This is a genomic window from Cytophagales bacterium (assembly GCA_033344775.1).
Classification (GTDB): domain Bacteria; phylum Bacteroidota; class Bacteroidia; order Cytophagales; family Cyclobacteriaceae; genus JAWPMT01.
In genome coordinates this window covers 1,768,603-1,787,109 of the sequence record JAWPMT010000005.1, presented here as the reverse complement: position 1 = coordinate 1,787,109, position 18,507 = coordinate 1,768,603, and the positions used below count along the sequence as shown (strand labels likewise).

The window sequence follows — 18,507 nt, the reverse complement described above, 5'->3', positions numbered from 1 at the left end:
GAGGCTAATTGTAATTCTAGCCGCAAGTCACAGAGCCCGGCAATTTAAACTCATGCCGACAAGGTATCCCCAAAGCCATTAAGCTAAGAAAAGGACCGTCATTACGATGCCAAGAAGCAATCTCAAATAAGGTTTCGAAGTTGAAATAGGGAATAGACTGCCGCTTCGGCCGATCAATTCTTCGCTGTGACGAATCATAGCTTAATGGCTTTGGGGTGTCTCCGAGCCAATCGAATTTAATGTCATACTGAGCCTGTCGAAGTAGACATTTACAGTATCCTCACGCCAACCCAATAGCTACCGACTTAAACAAACACCAAAGCGAAGTACCCACTTGGATGTTTAGTCGCTTCTGAGAATCACGTGTGATCTCCACGATCAGAGGGAAGCCTACATTCACAATACAGATCATGGCCTGGTTGCGAGGGATGAGTTGCGTCACTTTTCCAGACAATTGATTTTGTGTAGTGACCTGTTCGACTTGATGCAGGGATAAAGAAATGTCATCAGCGTTCAGGAAAACCCTCACAGAGCCCTCATGTTCGATAGCTGTACGCTGACATTTGACAAACACATCTTGTTTGTCATACTGCCATTTTAGGGTAGTGAGGTCTTCATCCTTATCGGTCAAAACCGGCTGCATTTCAAAACAATTGATCAAAGGACGATTACCAAACACGGCATGTGTCTCCGGTTGCTTAATTAGGTCAATAAAATTGCCATGCCCGACACATTGACCATGCTGAAGGCAGAGTAGATTTTGGGAAAGTTTCAGTAATTCTGATAAGTCATGGCTGACTACCAAAATAGGGATTTCAATCCGTTGATGAATCTGGTAAATGAAAGGTAAGATCTGATCCCGAAGCTGAGTATCTAATGCAGAAAATGGTTCGTCTAAGAGCAAAATAGCAGGCGAGGAGAGCAGCGCGCGACCAATGGCAACGCGTTGTTGTTCTCCACCCGAAAGCTGGGCAGGCCTGGAGGATAATAAATGTTGGATTTGCAGTAAATCAATGACTTCCTTAAAAGTGAACTGACTCGCTTTCTCAGGCTTAATGCCATATTTCAGGTTTTGTTCCACACTAAGATGCGGGAACAGTCGACCTTCCTGAAAGACATACCCGACATTCCTTTTGGATATAGGTGTATGAATGTTTGCTTCGGAATCAAATAAGGTATGATCACCGACTTCAATGCTGCCAGTATCCGGTTTGTCCAGGCCAGCTATAACGTTCAATAAAGTGGTTTTCCCGGAACCACTTGGGCCATAGATGCCAGTGATACCCTTTGGAAAGATGGTTTTCACCTGGGTTTTGAAGTTTCCTCGATCCAAAAGGTAATCAACACTAACCATGCAGCTTCATTTTTTTGATGGACCACTCAGAAAGGATCATGGCGATAAATGAAATGCCAACGGCGATTGCCACCAGCATAAAAGTGGCTTGTTCTTCACCGGGTATTTGCATTTTTGAATAGATGGCAAGGGGCAATGTTTGTGTTTCTCCAGGGATATTTCCTGCGAAGGATATGGTCGCTCCGAATTCACCCAAAGATCTGGCAAAGGCCAATACAGTACCGGATATGATGCCTGGAGCCGCAAGCGGGATCGTGATTTTGAATAAGGTCTTGATGTGACTGACACCTAATAGCAATGATGTCTGTTCAAGTTTCGGATCGATCAGCTCCATGGCCGTTCGTATGGAACGTACCATGAGGGGAAACGCCACGACGATCGCTGCAAGAACAGCTGCAGGAAAAGCAAAAGCCAATCGAATGCCAAAAACTTCGAATAACCAATTCCCGATGATCCCCTTCGTCCCAAAAATCAGGAGAAGTAAATAGCCAGTAGCAACCGGAGGCATCACCAGTGGTAAATGGATGATCCCTTCCAGCACGGGCTTCCCTATGAAGTTTTTACGGGCCATCCAATAACCCAATAGAATTGCAAAAGGCAGTGATACCAGTGTGCTGATAAGTCCGACCTTTACGGACAGATAAATGGCTTGATATGTTGATTCACTAAAGGTCAATGGTCACTACAAGATAAACCCGTGTTTTTCCCAAATCTGCCTTGCCTCAGGGCTGTTCATGAAGATTAAAAATTCGGCAGTCAATGGATTATTACTACAAGTACCTGCAAAGTAGCGAATCGGCGCGTATGCTTCTTTAGGGAGCGTACCAATGATGTTGACCTTTTTCGATTTTTTAGCGTCGGTTTGATAAACAATACCCAGTTCCGCTTCTCCCAATTCTACTGCCACCAAAGTGGCACGGGCGTCTTTGGATGGTAAGGTCTGTTTTGATGATAGTTGCCAATTCAAAGCCTCAATGGCCTGTAGGGCATATTGTCCCACTGGGACGTGATTAGGATCTCCAATGGCTAATCTGTTAGATTGTAGCAGGTCATTAATTTTTTCATTGTTATAGGGGTCAATGATATCATGGGAATCTTTTATGGGAGCCACCAAAACCAATTGATTAATGATGGGTAGTGTGCTTTCGTTAAAAATCAGTTGTTCGTTTTGAAGGTAGGTGATCCATTGCTGATTTGCAGATATGAAAAGGTCTGCTGATGCTCCTTGAGCGATTTGCCTGGCGAGGGTTCCGCTGGAAGCAGTATTCAAGACAATTTTGATGTTTCGCTCATCTTGATACAATTCACCTAATTCCGTGACAACAGGACTTAAGCTGGCAGCTACGAACACCTGGATTATTGTGAGGTCCGATATGGGCGTACAAGCCTTGCACAAGATCAAGATGCACAGGATTGAGAAAATCCTTTTCATCTCACCAAGATAGGTAGAAGGAGAATGTTCGGAAAAACTGCGTTGAAAAATCCCTTATGCTGTACGCATTTTGAGCTTCTTTTTCAGTTCATCTATAGAATAGCGGAATTTGGCATTGGTATCCATCATGTCATTGACAGACTGGACAGCATGAATGACCGTACTGTGATCACGACCTCCAAAATGATAACCAATGGATTTCAGCGAATGATTGGTGTAATCTTTGGAGAAATACATGGCCACCTGACGCGCAATTACGATCTCGCGTTTTCTGGTCTTCGCTTTCAGGTCATCCTGATCAACCTTGAAGTAATCAGAAACCGTCTTTTGGATGTAATCGATCCCAACCTCTGAGTCGATATCAGTAACGATATTTTTAAGTGTCTGCTTGGCTAATTCCAGATCGATCTGATCTTTAGTCAGAGATGCATGAGCGATTAGGGAAATGATCACACCTTCGAGCTCTCGGATATTCGTGTCAACAGAATAGGCAAGGTATTCTACCACCTGATCCGGGATGCGAATGCCATCTGCCTGCAATTTCTTAAGGATGATTGCCATGCGCGTTTCGAAATCCGGCGTTTGTAAATCAGTTGTCAGTCCCCATTTGAATCGGGAAACCAATCTTTCCTGTAAGCCTTGAAGATCTCGGGGTGCACAATCACTAGTCATGATGATCTGCTTACCACTCTGATGCAGGTGGTTGAAGATGTGGAAGAAAATTTCCTGGGTCTTTTCTTTTTCTTTCAGAAACTGAACGTCATCCAGAATCAGTACATCCACATTTCTATAATAAGCGATGAACTCCTGAATGCTGTTATTCTTTAATGCATCAATGAATTGCGTCGTGAATTTTTCAGACGCAACATAGAATACATACTTATCAGGATGGTTTCGCTTGATCTCATTGCCAATGGCCTGAACCAGATGTGTTTTTCCTAATCCAACACCTCCATAGATCATCAGTGGATTGAAAGAGGTAACACCCGGTTTTTTCGCAACTGCATATCCTGCTGAGCGAGCCAGTCGATTGCAATCACCTTCTATGAAATTTTCAAAAAGGTAAGTTGGATTCAGATTAGAATCCGAAGCCAATTCCTGAATGAATTGAGGATTCTTATATTGATCAAAACCGTTTACACGGGCTTTATTTTGACTATTTACAACTCCAGAGACATTTACAGTGTATGGTTGAACCAATTCATCGCCTCTATCAACCACAACAGAATATTCCAATCTACCTTCGGAACCGATTTCTGCCTGGATGGCTTGTTTCAATAAGTGTACGTAGTTTTCCTCTAACCATTCGTAGAAAAACTGGCTCGGTACCTGAATGGTAAGTACATTGTTTTCCAGCTTAATTGGCTGAATAGGCAAAAACCAAGTCTTATAACTTTGAGCAGGAATGCGCTGCTGAATGAATTGGAGGCATTTTTCCCAGGTTTTTGTGTACATGGACAAGCGTCTTACGGGCGGTCTTTTGAGTGTTTATTTCCCTCATTTAGATTTAAGGGGACATCAAAATTGACTCAAACTTTTTTAAGAAAAAAATTGTTTTCCTATTGACTTTTTCGAAAACTCATTTCACACGTATTTGGCCGACTTTCCTGATAAAATTCTTTGAAAAATGCAATTCCCTTTTTTTTCGTGTTTGAACTATATCAAGATTGTTTTTAACAAAGAGCTAATTTTACCCTAACATACATTAACCCCACTTTAGTAATGCCTGATTTTGAGGAGTTTAACAAAATCGATAATGACGGTTGGATTGCAAAGGCCACGGCCGATATTAAGGGAGCTTCGCTAGAAGATTCCCTGACCTGGTCTGTGGATCCTCATTTGAAAGCTTTTGGCTATTACGATCAAAGTTCGGTTGTACCATCGCAATACCTTACCCATTTTTTTGAAAAACGTCAGGCAAAGCGCTGGCAGTTACTTGAACCGATTGAAGTAAAGGCGAAAGAAGAAAGTAAGGCCAACCATGAAGCACTTCAGGCGCTAAAGGCAGGAATAGATGGCGTGTTCTTTAAGTTCCAGGATCCTTCAATTGATTTGTCCAAAGTAGTTTCAGGAATACAGCCACAATATTGTTCAGTTTCATTCTCTGGAATTTCGAATGATCAATTACAGGGATACCTTCAGCGTGCTGATGTTGCCGAGGACCAAATGTCAGGTTTTGTATTCGGTACGGGGAAAATTGAAGACGTACATGCAGCGGAGATCAGGACTTACGGCTTAGATACGCAGGTGTTCAATACGGAAAGCCTGATTGAGCACACAGCGGAGGTGCTGCTTGCCTTGTTGAAGGAAGGTCATCCTTTTGATGATACTACCCTGACCATTCACCCATCGCATCGATTTTATTCAGAGGTGATCAGGATGCGTACCCTTATATTTCTCGGGCAGGCATTGCAAAACTGGAGGGAAAGCTCCGGAGAATTCGCCTTAGTCGCTTTTCCAAAATCCACCGGAAATGCTGAGAATGACTTACTGAGCCTGACTACTTCCGGAATGGCAGCCATTCTTGGGGGGGCAGATGCAATAGGTTTTGAGATACACCCTTTCAAATCCACGGAATTTGATAGCAGGATTGCCAGAAACATTGGAAATCTGTTACGTTACGAATCTCGTCTGGAAGAATTGGCTGATGCAAGCGCCGGGTCGTATGTGCTGGATCATCTGACTGATCAGTTTTGCCAGGCTGTTTGGAAGATCATGCGACAAAGAGACCAGGGCCTACCAGACTATGAAGCAATAATTGCATCTTTCAATGCTGATCTTCCTGGGCCGAAGCCTTACGCACATGAGGGTTTTTCTGCAGGTATTGCTCCGTATTTAAGGGGGCCTTACAGTACGATGTATACTTTACGTCCCTGGACGATCCGACAATACGCTGGGTTTTCTACGGCGGAAGAATCGAATGCCTTTTATAGAAGAAATCTGGCAGCAGGCCAAAAAGGATTGTCGGTGGCTTTTGATCTTGCCACCCATCGCGGATATGACAGTGATCACCCACGGGTAAAAGGTGATGTAGGTAAAGCCGGAGTGGCCATTGATTCTATTCTCGATATGAAGACCCTGTTCGACGGGATACCGCTCGACAAGATGTCTGTTTCCATGACCATGAATGGGGCGGTGATCCCGATCATGGCGTTCTATATAGTCGCGGCCGAGGAACAAGGAGTAGCTCCGGCGCAATTAGCGGGAACCATCCAGAACGATATCCTGAAGGAATTTATGGTTCGAAACACTTATATATATCCGCCATCACATTCTATGCGTATTGTTGGTGATATTTTTAAGTATACCTCCAAGCACATGCCTAAATTCAATTCGATAAGTATCAGTGGTTACCACATGCACGAAGCAGGAGCTACGGCTGAGATTGAGTTAGCGTTTACGCTGGCAGATGGCGTGGAGTACATTCGGCAAGGAATAGAATCGGGGATCGATATCGATGCATTTGCTCCTCGACTTTCCTTCTTCTGGGGGATTGGAATGGACCTGTTGACAGAAATCGCCAAAATGCGTGCTGCGCGTGTACTATGGGCTAAGCTGGTGAAGCAATTCAATCCTAAGAATCCTAAATCACTGGCGTTGCGTACCCATAGTCAGACTTCCGGCTATAGTTTAACCGCCCAGGACCCTTATAATAACGTGGCTCGTACATGCATTGAAGCCATGGCAGCAGTCTTTGGTCACACCCAAAGCTTGCACACCAATGCCCTGGATGAGGCCATTGCGCTTCCGACGGATTATTCGGCAAAAATTGCTCGAGATACCCAGTTATTTCTTCAAAAAGAAACAGATATTACTCGGGTGATTGACCCCTGGGGTGGTTCGCGTGAAGTGGAGAAAAGGACACATGAACTCATGGAGAAGGCCTGGGAGATCTTGCAGGAAGTAGAAGCTATGGGAGGTATGGCCAAGGCCATCGATCAGGGCTACCCAAAGATGAAGATCGAGGAAGCTGCGGCGATCAAGCAAGCCAGGATCGATACCGGGAAAGAAACCATCGTTGGCGTCAATAATTTCCAAACCGACGATAAAACGGAAATCGACTTGCTGGAAGTTGATAACCAGAAAGTACTACAAAGTCAGGTAGAAAGGCTGACTGCTTTGAAAGGTGAAAGGGATCAGGTCGCCGTTGAAAAGGCACTTAAGGTATTGGAGAATTCCGCAGCATCCGGAGAGGGTAATTTATTAGCACTCGCTGTTGATGCGGCACGTAATCGTGCGACACTGGGTGAGATCTCAATGGCTATGGAAAAAAGCTTCGGTCGATATAAAGCAAACACAAAAACCATTAGCGGCGTGTATTCTTCAGAGATCAAACAAAATGAGACATTCCTCAAAGCAAGGAAATTAGCCGATCAATTCGAAGAGTTCGATGGTCGTCGGCCTCGGATCATGATTGCTAAAATGGGGCAGGATGGACATGACCGTGGTGCAAAAGTTATTGCCACTTCTTTCGCTGATCTGGGATTCGATGTAGACGTAGGTCCATTATTTCAGACACCTGCTGAAGTGGCCATGCAGGCGGCTGAAAATGATGTTCATTTAGTAGGTGCGTCTTCACTTGCTGCAGGACACAAAACCCTGGTTCCCGAACTCATCGAAGAGCTTGAAAAACTTGGCCGATCGGATATTGCGGTAGTGGCCGGTGGGATCATTCCGGAAAGCGATCATCAGTTTCTGAAGGACAAAGGTGTGTTGGCGATTTTTGGACCTGGAACGGTCATCGCATCCGCTGCCACTGAGATTTTGGAGAACTTGATGGAGTCGAATTAATGTTTTCTAGCTAAGAATGTAGTGTCAGAGATGACATTTGATCAGATAGAAATGGACAGACTTTCTTGAAGAAACTACTTGATAAAAGTCGAATCTGTAAAATCTTTCCAGGATTCCAGATGGAAAATATCCGAAAAGTCCATAATTTTATATAAATAATCAACTTTTATCATGCTGAGCCTCGCCAAAAGCTTGCTGATCGCCATATTGGTCATCGGCTCGTTACCCCTTTCTGCTCAGAATTGGGAAAAATCATTCGCCAAACTGGATGCCTACTATGCTTATGGTGATTATGCCAAGGCCAGGAAAGGAATTGATAAAATCGAGAAGAAGGTTCGGAAGAAATTGGGAGAAAATAGCCCGATACTAGCGAGTACCTTGCTTCGAAAAGCGCAGTATAACCTCGGCTTGGGGCTACTCGTCGAGGTGGAGTCTGGTGTAGAAGAAGCCATCACACTCAGTGAGCAAGTCAATACAAATAACCCAGCGGAACGAGCGTATCTGCTGAAAGAGGCAGCCAAGATCCTGGTAGTTTATGGAAATTTTCGCAAGGCGGATGATTACATCCGGGATTCCCGCAGTACCGTAGCAGAAACAGGTGATGTACCTGAAAGCTTTCTGGCTGAACTAGATGTTTTGCGGGCGCAAGTGCTTACGGGTAGGGGGTATTACCGTGAAGCCATTAACGTAGTAGATAGCCTGACGGATTTCTTTAGTGATCGGGTATTGCGCGCGGGTAAAAAAGATGAAGAGCCCAGAGCGGCTTACGCTGGGATCCTCATTGCCAAGGCCAATGCTTTGCGGAAAATGGGGGACTATCTGCGGTCAGATTCGGCATTTGTCTACAATGAACAATGGATTGAGCGAGAATTAGGAAAAACCCACATTCTCTATGCGGAAAATCAATACCTGAATACCCAACTACTAGAAGAAAACGGGTTGAGTGTGGAAGCTCAAGCCAAGCGCTTTGAGGACATTTACCTGAAAGCGGGTCGGAAATATGCGAATTCACATCAACTCTTGATGGCCATTCGTGAAAGCTTGATGAAAGCGTACTATGAAAATGGCAATGGAAGTAAGCTTAAAGTAGTTTCTGCGGAGTTCAAAAAGACCATTTCCAAAGACTATCCTCGGGCAAGTGTTTACCGGTTGGCAGATGATCTGATTCGACTGAATTACAGTTTGATCAATGAGGATGTCGAGTTTCTTGTGGAAATACTCAATGAGTTATTAGAAGAATCCAGTATACCTCAAAATCATTCGTATCGCATCCAATTACTGGAACTTACTAATCAGGTGGCCTTATTACAGGGATCGGTAAAAAATACCGAGACTTATCTGAATGAAGTCCTGCAGATCAAATGGTACTTGTATGGGGCAGAATCTCCCGAATACCACCTGACCAAGATCGATATTGCTAATTTCTGGATTGATTATTCGGATAAATTCGATGAAGCCAAAGCAGCGTACGAAGAGAGTTTTGAACAGATTGTTCAGCCGGAGATCATGGCTGGCCATGTGGCTTATCTCGATATTTTAAATCATTTGGCGACCTACTATCAGGAGACAGATGATTATCGCAAAGCCAGCGAGGTTTTGGATGAAGCCTTGTTGACTGCTCGCAAAAAGTACGATAACAAAGACATAGCCTATGGCAATGAGTTGAAACAGATCGCTGGCCTGCAAATCAAAATCGGGGCTTACGAAAAAGCAGAAGAAAACATCAATGGAGCACTCGCAATCTTCGATGAATTAAAGACCCGTGAAGCCAAGACCGCCGAGTCTTTGGCGCTGATCACGCAAGCTAAACTTTTTGCGATCAAGGGACTTTACGATGAAGCAGAGGACAACCTGGATAAGTCATATAAGCTGCAGGAAGATGGCGCATTGACGGTTGAAACCGCTGTGACTTCCTATGTGGATTTGGCGGGGCTTTATATCAAATTGGGTCGGCTGGTCGAAGCAGATGAAATTCTTGAGTATACCCTGGAGGAAAAGGAGTCACAATTCGGAGCAGATAGTCGCCAATTGAATGAGCCACTGGTGCTGCGTTCGGAATTATTACTGAAGCAGGGTGATTATACAGAGGCGGAAAACCTGGGACGAAGGGCCAATGGATTATCGCGCGCAATTTTCGGTGATGAATCTACAAAGGTGGTACTTTCCATGATTCGGCTGGCTGAGGTATACAGCACGATCGGCGATTATGACAAAGCGGAAGCCCTGCTGGTCAATGCCATTGCTATTCAAAAGAAACAATTTGGTGCGGAGCATGTCGATGTGGCCAAGTCCATCTCCGATCTGGCGCTGGTCAAGTATTATCAGGGAGCTTCCCTTGAGCAGGTTCAGGACCTTTTTACTCAGGCAGAAACGATCATTGGCGCGAAGTTAGGGGCGTCTAATCCAACTTATGCGGAAATTCTTAAGAACCTGGCGATTGTGAACATCGCCGCCGAGCAGTATAACATTGCTTTCAGTTTCCTTGATGATGCGGGACGAATCTGGAGCGCAAAGATTGGTCGCAGAAACAACATCAACGCCGCAACGATCAACATGTTGAAAGGAGATATCTACTATCGCCAAAAGCGTTACAACCGTGCAGAACGATTCTATGAAGATGCCAAAAAGCAGTTCGAGAAGTTCTTTAGTGATAGTCATCCTGAATTTGTGAAAGTACAATCCAAATTGTCGAAAACGTACTTCATGCAAGGAGATTGGCGAAAGTCACAACAGCAGATGGAATCTGTTCTAAGTAACTATCAGGATTTTATTGCCAATTACTTCCCGGCACTGTCAGAGCGAGAAAAAACCAAGTTTTGGAACACCATCAAATCAGATTATGAATTTTATAACACGCTGGTGGTGAGCAAAAACAGGAACAGCAAGTACCTCGGAGAATTATTTAACAATGCGCTGCTGACCAAAGCATTGCTTTTGAACTCCTCGATCAAGATTCGGCAGCGGATCAATAATAGCGACGATGAGGAATTGAAGCAGGCCTACGCCAATTGGGTGAGTAAAAAGGAAATGTTGACCGCTGCTCTTTCAATGGGGCCGCAGCAACTGGCGGAAAATGGGATCAATCAATCTGCTTTGACCAATGAAGTAGAATTGTTGGAAAAAGAGCTGAGTCTGAAATCCGAGATTTTTGGTCAGGGATTGGAAAATAAAGCGATCACCTGGAAGAACGTTCGCTCCTCACTGAAGGAACAGGAAGTGGCTATGGAAATGGTAAGGTTCAGGGTGTTTGATCATACGTTTACCGATTCAGTCATGTACGCAATGTTATATGTGACTGGAGAAAAGCGTTCCACTCCACAAGTCATTTTGTTACCCAATGGAGCGGAGCTTGAGAAGAAATACCTGAAGTACTACCGTAACAGCATCAAGTTCAAATTGAAGGATAAGTTTTCCTATGATCAATTCTGGGCACCTATCCAAAGTGAATTAGGTACGGTTTCGAGGTTGTACTTGTCACCTGATGGCGTGTATAACCAGATCAATGTAGAGGCACTCCCGACGCCAGATGGGCGGTATGTGTTGGATAATTCGAACATCATCTTACTCAGCAATACCAAAGACCTCTTTTTGCAGCAGCCGAAGGAGGAGGATCCCGTAGATGTTCAACCGACCAATCAGGTCGCCATGCTGTTTGGAAATCCGAAATTTTATGTGGACACTCAGCCGGGTAGACCCGCTGCTAATTCAGGTTTGACTCGTGCCACAGCCGAAGTGATCAGTGAGTTGCCTGGAACCAAGAAAGAGATTGTAGAACTCAAAGAATATCTTGGAGATCGAGGTTGGGAGATCAATGATTATACTGAGCTCAACGCCAGCGAGCAAGCCATCAAGTCCATTTCCAGTCCCAAGATCTTTCACATTGCGACGCATGGGTTCTTCCAAAGTGAAACGGCTACAGCTAGTGCGTTGGACAATGAATTACGAGCTAATGCAGCGTATGACAATCCATTGTTGAAAACGGGCTTGTTGCTTTCCGGAGCAGGCGACATTCTCAATGAAACCAAGTTCAACTACAACATTGACAATGGTATTTTGACCGCTTATGAAGCCATGAACCTGAACCTGGATCAAACGGATCTCGTGGTGCTATCAGCCTGTGAAACGGGACTGGGTGAGATTGAGGCCGGAGAAGGTGTGTATGGATTGCAACGTGCCTTCATGGTGGCAGGTGCTAAAACCATCATCATGAGCCTGTTCAAAGTAGCGGATGATGCTACCCAGCAGTTGATGGTGAAGTTTTACCGCAAATGGATTGAAACGGGAGACAAAAGACAAGCCTTCATCGACGCGAAAAAAGAGATCCGAAATGAATTCGGAGACCCCTTGTACTGGGGACCTTTTATCATGATTGGGTTGGATTGAGTTTAATCTTGAAAGGCGATCTTACTGAAGAGTATCCACTTATCAACCGATCGTCATTCCCTGGATTTATAGTATTTGATTTGTTTGTAATGATTTTGATCATAAGGGAACCTGATCGGTTGGTATTCACTTTTCTCAGCATAATATTATTATCGAATTGATTCATCCTTGAAGGGTGTCCGCAGGGTGGGGGATTTGGAAATTCACTAGACCTAGCTTAAATCTCCTAATGGCTAATTTAAACTTCGAGATAAATTCAGGCTTATAACCTGTTTGATCCATTACTGATCCAACCAGCCTTTAAAAGAACTCGCTTTCTCGGCACTTACAATGATCTCCTCATCGGTTTTAGGAGACATTTCTACCAGTAGTTTTCCTTTGTGATAGCGGTGTACCATCGCAATGGCTTTGAACCGCACGATGAATTGTCGATTGGCACGATAGAATTTTTCCGGATCGATTTCTTGAGAAACTTCATCTAATGTGTGATCCAAAATGAATTTTTTGTTCTCTAATGTGACCAAGTGTACCACACCATGGCGGCTGTGAAAATAAGCGATGCTTTCCGTCTCGATTGAGATCAGTTTATCCCCTTGCTTAGCCAAAAATCGGGATTTGAATTTCTTGTCGTCCAATCTGATTTCCTTAACCAATTCAGAAATATTGACCTGTCCTTCGCCACTGAAGCTTTGACGCAACTCCTGATATTTTTCCAGGCTCTTGGCCAATTCTTCCTGACGAATAGGTTTGAGTAAATAATCGATGCTATTCACTTTGAACGCTTTCAGCATGTACTCATCAAAAGCAGTAGTGAAAATGACTGGAGCCGTGACTTTGACCTGATCAAAGATCTCGAAGCTGATGCCATCGCTGAGCTGAATGTCCATGAAAACAAGGTGCGGGTGCTCATGATGTCGAAACCATTTGACAGAATCCTCCACGCTATCGATCACTTCTACGATATCAATGTCAGGATCAGTTTCCTCAAGTATTTTCTGCAACCTTCGGAATGCAGGCGCTTCATCCTCAATGATCAATACTTTCATTTAAGCACTGGCTAGTTTGTAGTCTTCCTCCCGCATCACATTGATGAGCGGAATGGCCACCATATAGTTATGAGCGGTAGTGATGATGTCAATTTCGCGATTCCCCAGGAACTGGTAGCGCTTTTTGATGTTGGCCAACCCGGTCTTGGTTGATTTTTCAATCGTCTTTTTGATTTGCAGGTTATTTTTTACGACCACAGAAAGCCCGTTCTCCACATATATCTCAATCTTTAGTGGATGTGTCTTAGAAATCACATTGTGTTTGATGGCATTTTCAATGAGCATTTGAATGGTCAATGGTGCCACGTACTGATCCATGTATTGATGCTCGATTGAAAATTCCGTGGCCAGGTTCTCGGGATAGCGCATCTGCAAAAGAAAGAGATAAGCTTTTGAAAATTCGATTTCTTCCGATAGGCGTACCAGTTCCTTGTCTTTGGTTTGGAGAATGTATCGATAAACTTCGGATAGCTTTTGTGTGAATTCTATGGCAGTATCCTGATTCTCCGCGATCAGCGTGGTTAAGGCGTTCAAACTGTTAAACAAGAAGTGCGGACTCATTTGATTTTGTAGTACTTCGAACTGCGTACGGATCTGTTGATTTTTCAATTCCTCATTCTGGCGGAAAGTTACCTGCCACTTGTCAAAGAAATAAGCTGCTTCATAGCCCAACGTAATGATGATGGCGGCTACAAAATTGAAAGGAAGGAATTGTGTGTGTTCAGAAGGTTGAAGGATATCTTGAAATTCTTTAACCCCTACAAGAAGTTTCAGTGGGATGCCTCCGATTGACATCCATATCATGATGAATATTGCAGTGTGAATCAAACGCTTCTTGGTTCGATTAATTTCGGGGAATCTTCTCCTGAAGTAAAAAATAATATAACAGGCCCCATTCCAATATAAAGCAGTGAAGCCAAGGGAAATCAGGTAGACGATCCCTGCTGGCCTATCTTCCAAGTGCGCCATGACTTGATTGGCAATGTAAGCCACAATGGGAATGCCAACCCACCGAATGATCGGTTCTGTCAGTTTCAACTTCATATCAAGCACAGTAAAATCATACCTAAAACTATGTATTTGTACCCCTGCAGGATGTTCATCTGATGGTGAAACCCGAAAAAATCGGGATGAAACCCTGAATTACACCTGTCAAAGTCTAAACATCCCCAAAAACTGCCCTAAAACGATTCAAATGGACAATTTGAAGCTTCAAGATAGTCATTCCTGAGTTCAATAGGATTCATCTATTAATAAGGATGGTAGCCCACTAGTTTCACCATCGAAATTCACAATCTACCAATTACTATGAACTCAATAGATTTGAAATCAGTACTAGCAATTTCCCTTATCCTGCTCGCACATACACTACTCGCGCAAACCCAGGTGGTAAAGGGGCAAATCAACGACCTGCAAGGTGACTACCCATTGATCGGAGCAACCATCTTGTTAGTAGGTTCGGATCCGGTCATCGGGGCGGTAACGGACATAGAAGGCAACTTCGAAATGAAAGGAGTGCCTGTGGGACGGCATAATTTTGCCGTTCAGTATATAGGCTACAAAAGCATCACACTACCGAACGTTTTAGTGACCGCCGGGAAACAGGTAGTGCTGAATGTGCAACTGGAAGAATCAGTAGAAAGTCTTAAAGAAATTGTCATCACGGCAGATGCCGACAAAGACCTTCCGATCAATGAACTGGCCAAAGTAAGTGCCCGGACCTTCAGTCTAGAGGAAGTCACTCGATTTTCAGGAGGTAGAAATGATGTAGCAAGGCTGGCAACTTCTTTTGCAGGAGTAAGTGCCCCCAATGATTCACGGAATGATATTGTGGTTCGTGGTAATTCTCCTGTAGGGTTGCTATGGCGCGTAGAAGGAATCCCTGTAGCCACGACTAACCACTTTGCTACTTTAGGAACAACTGGTGGGCCGGTGAATGCCTTGAATACAAATCTGTTGAGAACTTCAGACTTTCTGACCAGTGCTTTTCCTGCTGAATATGGCAATGCCAATGCGGCGGTGTTTGATGTGAACTTCCGAAATGGTAACCCCGATGAGTTTGAATTTACGGGACAAATGAGTGCTTTTAGCGGGCTGGAGTTCATGGCAGAAGGGCCAATCGACCGGGAAAGAAACAGCTCTTTTGTGGCCTCTTATCGTTATGGTATCGCCAGCCTGGCAGCGACAGGAACCAGCGCCATTCCCTTTTATCAGGACTTTTCATTCAAAGTAAATCTCGGCGAGACCAAAGCAGGTCGATTTGAGTTATTTGGCCTTGGAGGACTGAGCAACATAGAATTCCAGGGAGAAGATACCGATGAGAATGATCTTTTTGCCAACCCTGATCAGGATGCTTTTGTGGACAATGACCTGGGGTTATTTGGGGTGAGCAATACCTTGAGAATTGGAAAAGCAGGTTATCTCAAGACCACTCTGGGACTGTCCACGACTTTCAATGACTATCGTCAGGATAATTTAGTCAGAAGTGCAGATGGTAACATTGAGCGTAAATTTCGAGCCACAAATGCCAGCAATCGTGAGAATCGATACACCCTAAGTTCCACGTTCAATCAGAAAGTCAATGCCCGTTTCAGTTTCAGGACTGGAGGTCTGGTAGAGATTTACGACGTGAATTTCTTTACCGAAGATCGTGATAACCGTGTGGACTTGCCAGATGTAGACAATGATGGAGTACCGGATCGATTCTTATTGCAGCGGGACATTCAGGATGTGTATTCGCTGACCCAGGGCTTCATTCAGGGTGAATATAAATTCACAGATGATTTCAATGCGACATTGGGCTTTCATAGCCAGTACCACAGCTTCACGGACAAAGCTTCTTTTGAACCAAGATTTGGGCTGAGCTGGCAATTAGACGAGGTGCAGCGTTTGAGCTTTGCATACGGTCTACATGCACAAGCTGCTCCCTCTCCAATCCTGTTTTTCGAAGAAGAGATTGCTCCGGAGACTTTTGAAAGAACCAATAGCGACATTGGATTCATGCAGAGTCATCACTTGGTGCTGGGATATGATCGAAATTTTGGCACCGACTGGAGAGTGAAAGCGGAAGTGTATTACCAGGGCCTGTTCGATATTCCGGTTGAATCTACTCCAAGCAGTTATTCCATTGTGAATCAGGGATCAGATTTCATCTTCGACGAGAAGGGCTCATTGGTCAACGAAGGGACCGGTACCAATTACGGGATCGAGCTGACCGTTGAGAAATTCTTCAGCCGGGGCTATTATGCCTTGTTCACAACATCACTGTATGAGTCTACTTATGAAGGCAGTGACGGCATTGAACGAAGTACGGCCTATAACAACAATTACATTGTCAACTTCCTGGCGGGTAAAGAGTGGAAATTTGGCCCTAATGGAAGACATGCCTGGACTTTTGATACGAAGCTTACCACGGCAGGAGGGAACACATTTACGCCAATCGATTTGGATGGTACCAGAGCAAATGCCGGACGCGAAGTACGCATGGATAACATTGCCTTCAGCGAACGCTACGAAGATTACTTCCGATGGGATCTCAAATTTGGGGTGCGTTTGAACAGTGCAACGAAGAAAGTTTCCCACCAATTCTTCGTGGACTTGCAAAACGTGACCAATCGTACCAATGAGTTCGTGAGAAGATACAAGGAAGTGACTGACGAGATCAACAGTGTAGAACAGATCGGTTTTTTCCCCGATGTGTTGTACAGAATTCAGTTTTAAGAACCAGTTATTTAGGCGGTGTTAGTGAAAGTCCGGAGCCCCTGGTTCCGGGCTTAATTTTTTAAGCTCTTATTGATTCAGGAGTCGAGCTGTTCTAGCTGCTGCTTGAAATCAGCAATCAATGCTTCGGAGGCCTCATTGCCTATTAATGACAAATTTTCAATCATCTGAACGAGCATTTCCTTCGTATATACTGGCTGTTTTAATCGGGCTTCTTCTTCAAAATCATACCCCAGTGACTCAAACAATTCGTCCGACCATTCATTGCGGATACAATCGATCACCAGATGGACCCGTGCGGATGTTCCTTTGTTTTCCACGCCATGTGGAAGGTTGATGTTGGTGTACCAGGCTTCTCCAACACCCATGTGGATGGGATTGTCTTCCAGGATAAAATGCGTTTGATCATTGGTTTTGACCGGTACGTGAATTCTGAAAAAACCATCTTCATACCCACTTAGCCGATCAATGTGCTTGTTGATCACGGCCCCACCCGGTAGGCTCATCAATCGAACGGATTCTTTGTCACATTGAAAATGATCTATGACTTCCTGAAAGTAAGGGCTTTGTTCCAGTGCTTCGGTGTTTTTGAATTGATTCGTAGCGCCCTGTGTAGCCACGACATGATCCATTTTGCCTTCCACCGATCGAAGTGGTAGGATGTATTTATCTCCATCGTAGTTTTCCGGGATGTAATTGCCTTGAAACTCATAGGTTTCACATGTAGTCAGATCTGCTTGAAGCTTGTCGCCATCAAATTGAAAGGGCATTTTGAAATAGGCGTTGATCGATTGCTGCTTGTCCATGGTGGTGTGCTTGTATGGATGTATTCCTTCGAGTGAATATAATGGAACTTGTGGTTTGGTCGCACGAAAAAGTGTTCAAATGATCATAGGGGTGCACCATTATGGCATTGATGCTTTTCGTTGCAATTTGTTTTCATATTTTCGTTAAGTAAGCACGAGCAAATCATAATCTCATGAGAAATTCTTCTATTCTTTTCCTACTGGTCATTTTCATGATGTGTTCTTGTACAAAAACTTCAGAAGGACCGACTAACCTGATACAAACCCTTCGGCTGACCAATGAGTCCATGAGGAAGAACGTAGACCTTCAACTCAATACAGCGATCTGGACCGATGAGCAACGCGGTAGAAATAATGAAGAATTAACCGCTCTTTTGAAGCAATTGGCGGACTCCAGGAAAGACCTGGATCATAGAGATCTGACTGCAGTGAAAGTTTACGTATCCAGATTAGTTGCTTTGAAAATTCAAATCAAAGATGATTTGGGCCTGGACCAGTCTTTTGTTCGGGTCGATGCATATTTGAATAGTAAAGATCAGGATGCCCAAACACAAGAGCTATTAGTAGCTGAGTTGACTTATATCGAGTATTCTTTGGTAGAGCATTGGTCCCGGCAACTCGGCATAGTCGATTGTTGTTTTCCAAGCCCCATGACTGTACAAACCAATGGGGCAGTCGCTGGTGAGCTTTACGAAATGGCCATTTTTCCGAATGGAGATCGATCGCTATGGGACCATGCAACTTTTGCCTACGAAAACTTCTACCTTACCAAAGCAGGTAGAAAGGTGCCCGTTGATCTCAAGACCAATCAAATCGGCCATGTGATGATGGTACAGTTTACGCCGAAAGAAGCGGGCGAATACCTGGTTCATTTTTCAGTGACGGAATCCGGAGATTACGTTGCAACGCCATGGCAGCAAGATTTTGAATGGCCGATCGTCATGCAATGAGCTATCTTACAGGAAATAAACAACA

General features: G+C 44.3%; 10 protein-coding genes and 2 pseudogenes. 5 read left to right on the top strand and 7 right to left on the bottom strand.

Annotation, left to right across the window (positions count from 1 at the left end; all coding sequences use genetic code 11):
• Nucleotides 1-280: 280 nt before the first annotated feature.
• The 4 genes from modC to dnaA are packed head-to-tail and all read right to left on the bottom strand — an operon-like array spanning nt 281 to nt 4,241.
• The gene (gene modC, locus R8G66_25240; GenBank protein MDW3195705.1) at nt 281-1,354 is read right to left on the bottom strand and encodes a molybdenum ABC transporter ATP-binding protein; all 1,074 of its coding nucleotides are present in this window, start codon (nt 1,352-1,354) and stop codon (nt 281-283) included.
• Entirely contained in the window at nt 1,347-2,030 is a 684-nt protein-coding gene (gene modB / locus R8G66_25235; GenBank protein ID MDW3195704.1) for a molybdate ABC transporter permease subunit, read from the bottom strand. Before modB ends, modC begins: the two co-directional genes overlap by 8 nt.
• Nucleotides 2,031-2,036: 6 nt before the next feature.
• Nucleotides 2,037-2,786 carry a molybdate ABC transporter substrate-binding protein gene (modA, locus tag R8G66_25230; protein ID MDW3195703.1) on the bottom strand — a complete coding sequence of 250 codons (750 nt, stop codon included), beginning with the start codon at nt 2,784-2,786 and terminating at the stop codon, nt 2,037-2,039.
• Between the two features lie 54 nt (nt 2,787-2,840).
• Nucleotides 2,841-4,241 (bottom strand): chromosomal replication initiator protein DnaA, encoded by a 1,401-nt coding sequence (gene dnaA, locus R8G66_25225; GenBank protein MDW3195702.1) that lies wholly within the window; start codon nt 4,239-4,241, stop codon nt 2,841-2,843.
• 267 nt (nt 4,242-4,508) lie between these two features.
• Between dnaA and R8G66_25220 the strand changes: the two are divergent.
• The 3 genes and pseudogenes from R8G66_25220 to R8G66_25210 all read left to right on the top strand — a co-directional run bounded on the left by R8G66_25220 (nt 4,509) and on the right by R8G66_25210 (nt 11,960).
• Nucleotides 4,509-5,498: pseudogene (locus R8G66_25220) on the top strand (methylmalonyl-CoA mutase family protein).
• A 99-nt stretch (nt 5,499-5,597) separates the two neighbouring features.
• A pseudogene (scpA, locus tag R8G66_25215) lies at nt 5,598-7,577 on the top strand (methylmalonyl-CoA mutase).
• Between the two features lie 171 nt (nt 7,578-7,748).
• Entirely contained in the window at nt 7,749-11,960 is a 4,212-nt protein-coding gene (locus R8G66_25210; protein MDW3195701.1) for a CHAT domain-containing protein, read from the top strand.
• A 281-nt stretch (nt 11,961-12,241) separates the two neighbouring features.
• Here the strand turns inward: R8G66_25210 and R8G66_25205 are convergent, their stop codons facing one another.
• Both R8G66_25205 and R8G66_25200 read right to left on the bottom strand, forming a co-directional pair.
• Nucleotides 12,242-13,006, bottom strand: coding sequence for a LytTR family DNA-binding domain-containing protein (locus R8G66_25205; GenBank protein MDW3195700.1), 765 nt, complete (start codon nt 13,004-13,006; stop codon nt 12,242-12,244).
• The gene (locus R8G66_25200) at nt 13,007-14,050 is read right to left on the bottom strand and encodes a histidine kinase (protein MDW3195699.1); all 1,044 of its coding nucleotides are present in this window, start codon (nt 14,048-14,050) and stop codon (nt 13,007-13,009) included. It abuts the gene before it with no gap.
• A 279-nt stretch (nt 14,051-14,329) separates the two neighbouring features.
• Between R8G66_25200 and R8G66_25195 the strand changes: the two genes are divergently transcribed.
• Nucleotides 14,330-16,726 carry a TonB-dependent receptor gene (locus tag R8G66_25195; protein ID MDW3195698.1) on the top strand — a complete coding sequence of 799 codons (2,397 nt, stop codon included), beginning with the start codon at nt 14,330-14,332 and terminating at the stop codon, nt 16,724-16,726.
• 77 nt (nt 16,727-16,803) lie between these two features.
• Here R8G66_25195 and R8G66_25190 read toward each other — a convergent pair whose 3' ends face one another.
• Complete coding sequence (locus R8G66_25190; protein ID MDW3195697.1) at nt 16,804-17,532, bottom strand: aspartyl/asparaginyl beta-hydroxylase domain-containing protein; 729 nt, start codon at nt 17,530-17,532, stop codon at nt 16,804-16,806.
• A gap of 173 nt (nt 17,533-17,705) precedes the next feature.
• Between R8G66_25190 and R8G66_25185 the strand changes: the two genes are divergently transcribed.
• Complete coding sequence (locus R8G66_25185; protein MDW3195696.1) at nt 17,706-18,482, top strand: hypothetical protein; 777 nt, start codon at nt 17,706-17,708, stop codon at nt 18,480-18,482.
• Nucleotides 18,483-18,507 lie beyond the last annotated feature (25 nt).

Coding starts and splice junctions, on each gene's coding strand:
- dnaA (MDW3195702.1), bottom strand. CDS start 4,241: ATGTACACAAAAACCTGGGAAAAATGCCTCCAATTCATTCAGCAGCGC.
- modC (MDW3195705.1), bottom strand. CDS start 1,354: ATGGTTAGTGTTGATTACCTTTTGGATCGAGGAAACTTCAAAACCCAG.
- R8G66_25200 (MDW3195699.1), bottom strand. CDS start 14,050: ATGAAGTTGAAACTGACAGAACCGATCATTCGGTGGGTTGGCATTCCC.
- modA (MDW3195703.1), bottom strand. CDS start 2,786: ATGAAAAGGATTTTCTCAATCCTGTGCATCTTGATCTTGTGCAAGGCT.
- R8G66_25210 (MDW3195701.1), top strand. CDS start 7,749: ATGCTGAGCCTCGCCAAAAGCTTGCTGATCGCCATATTGGTCATCGGC.
- R8G66_25205 (MDW3195700.1), bottom strand. CDS start 13,006: ATGAAAGTATTGATCATTGAGGATGAAGCGCCTGCATTCCGAAGGTTG.
- R8G66_25190 (MDW3195697.1), bottom strand. CDS start 17,532: ATGGACAAGCAGCAATCGATCAACGCCTATTTCAAAATGCCCTTTCAA.
- R8G66_25185 (MDW3195696.1), top strand. CDS start 17,706: ATGAGAAATTCTTCTATTCTTTTCCTACTGGTCATTTTCATGATGTGT.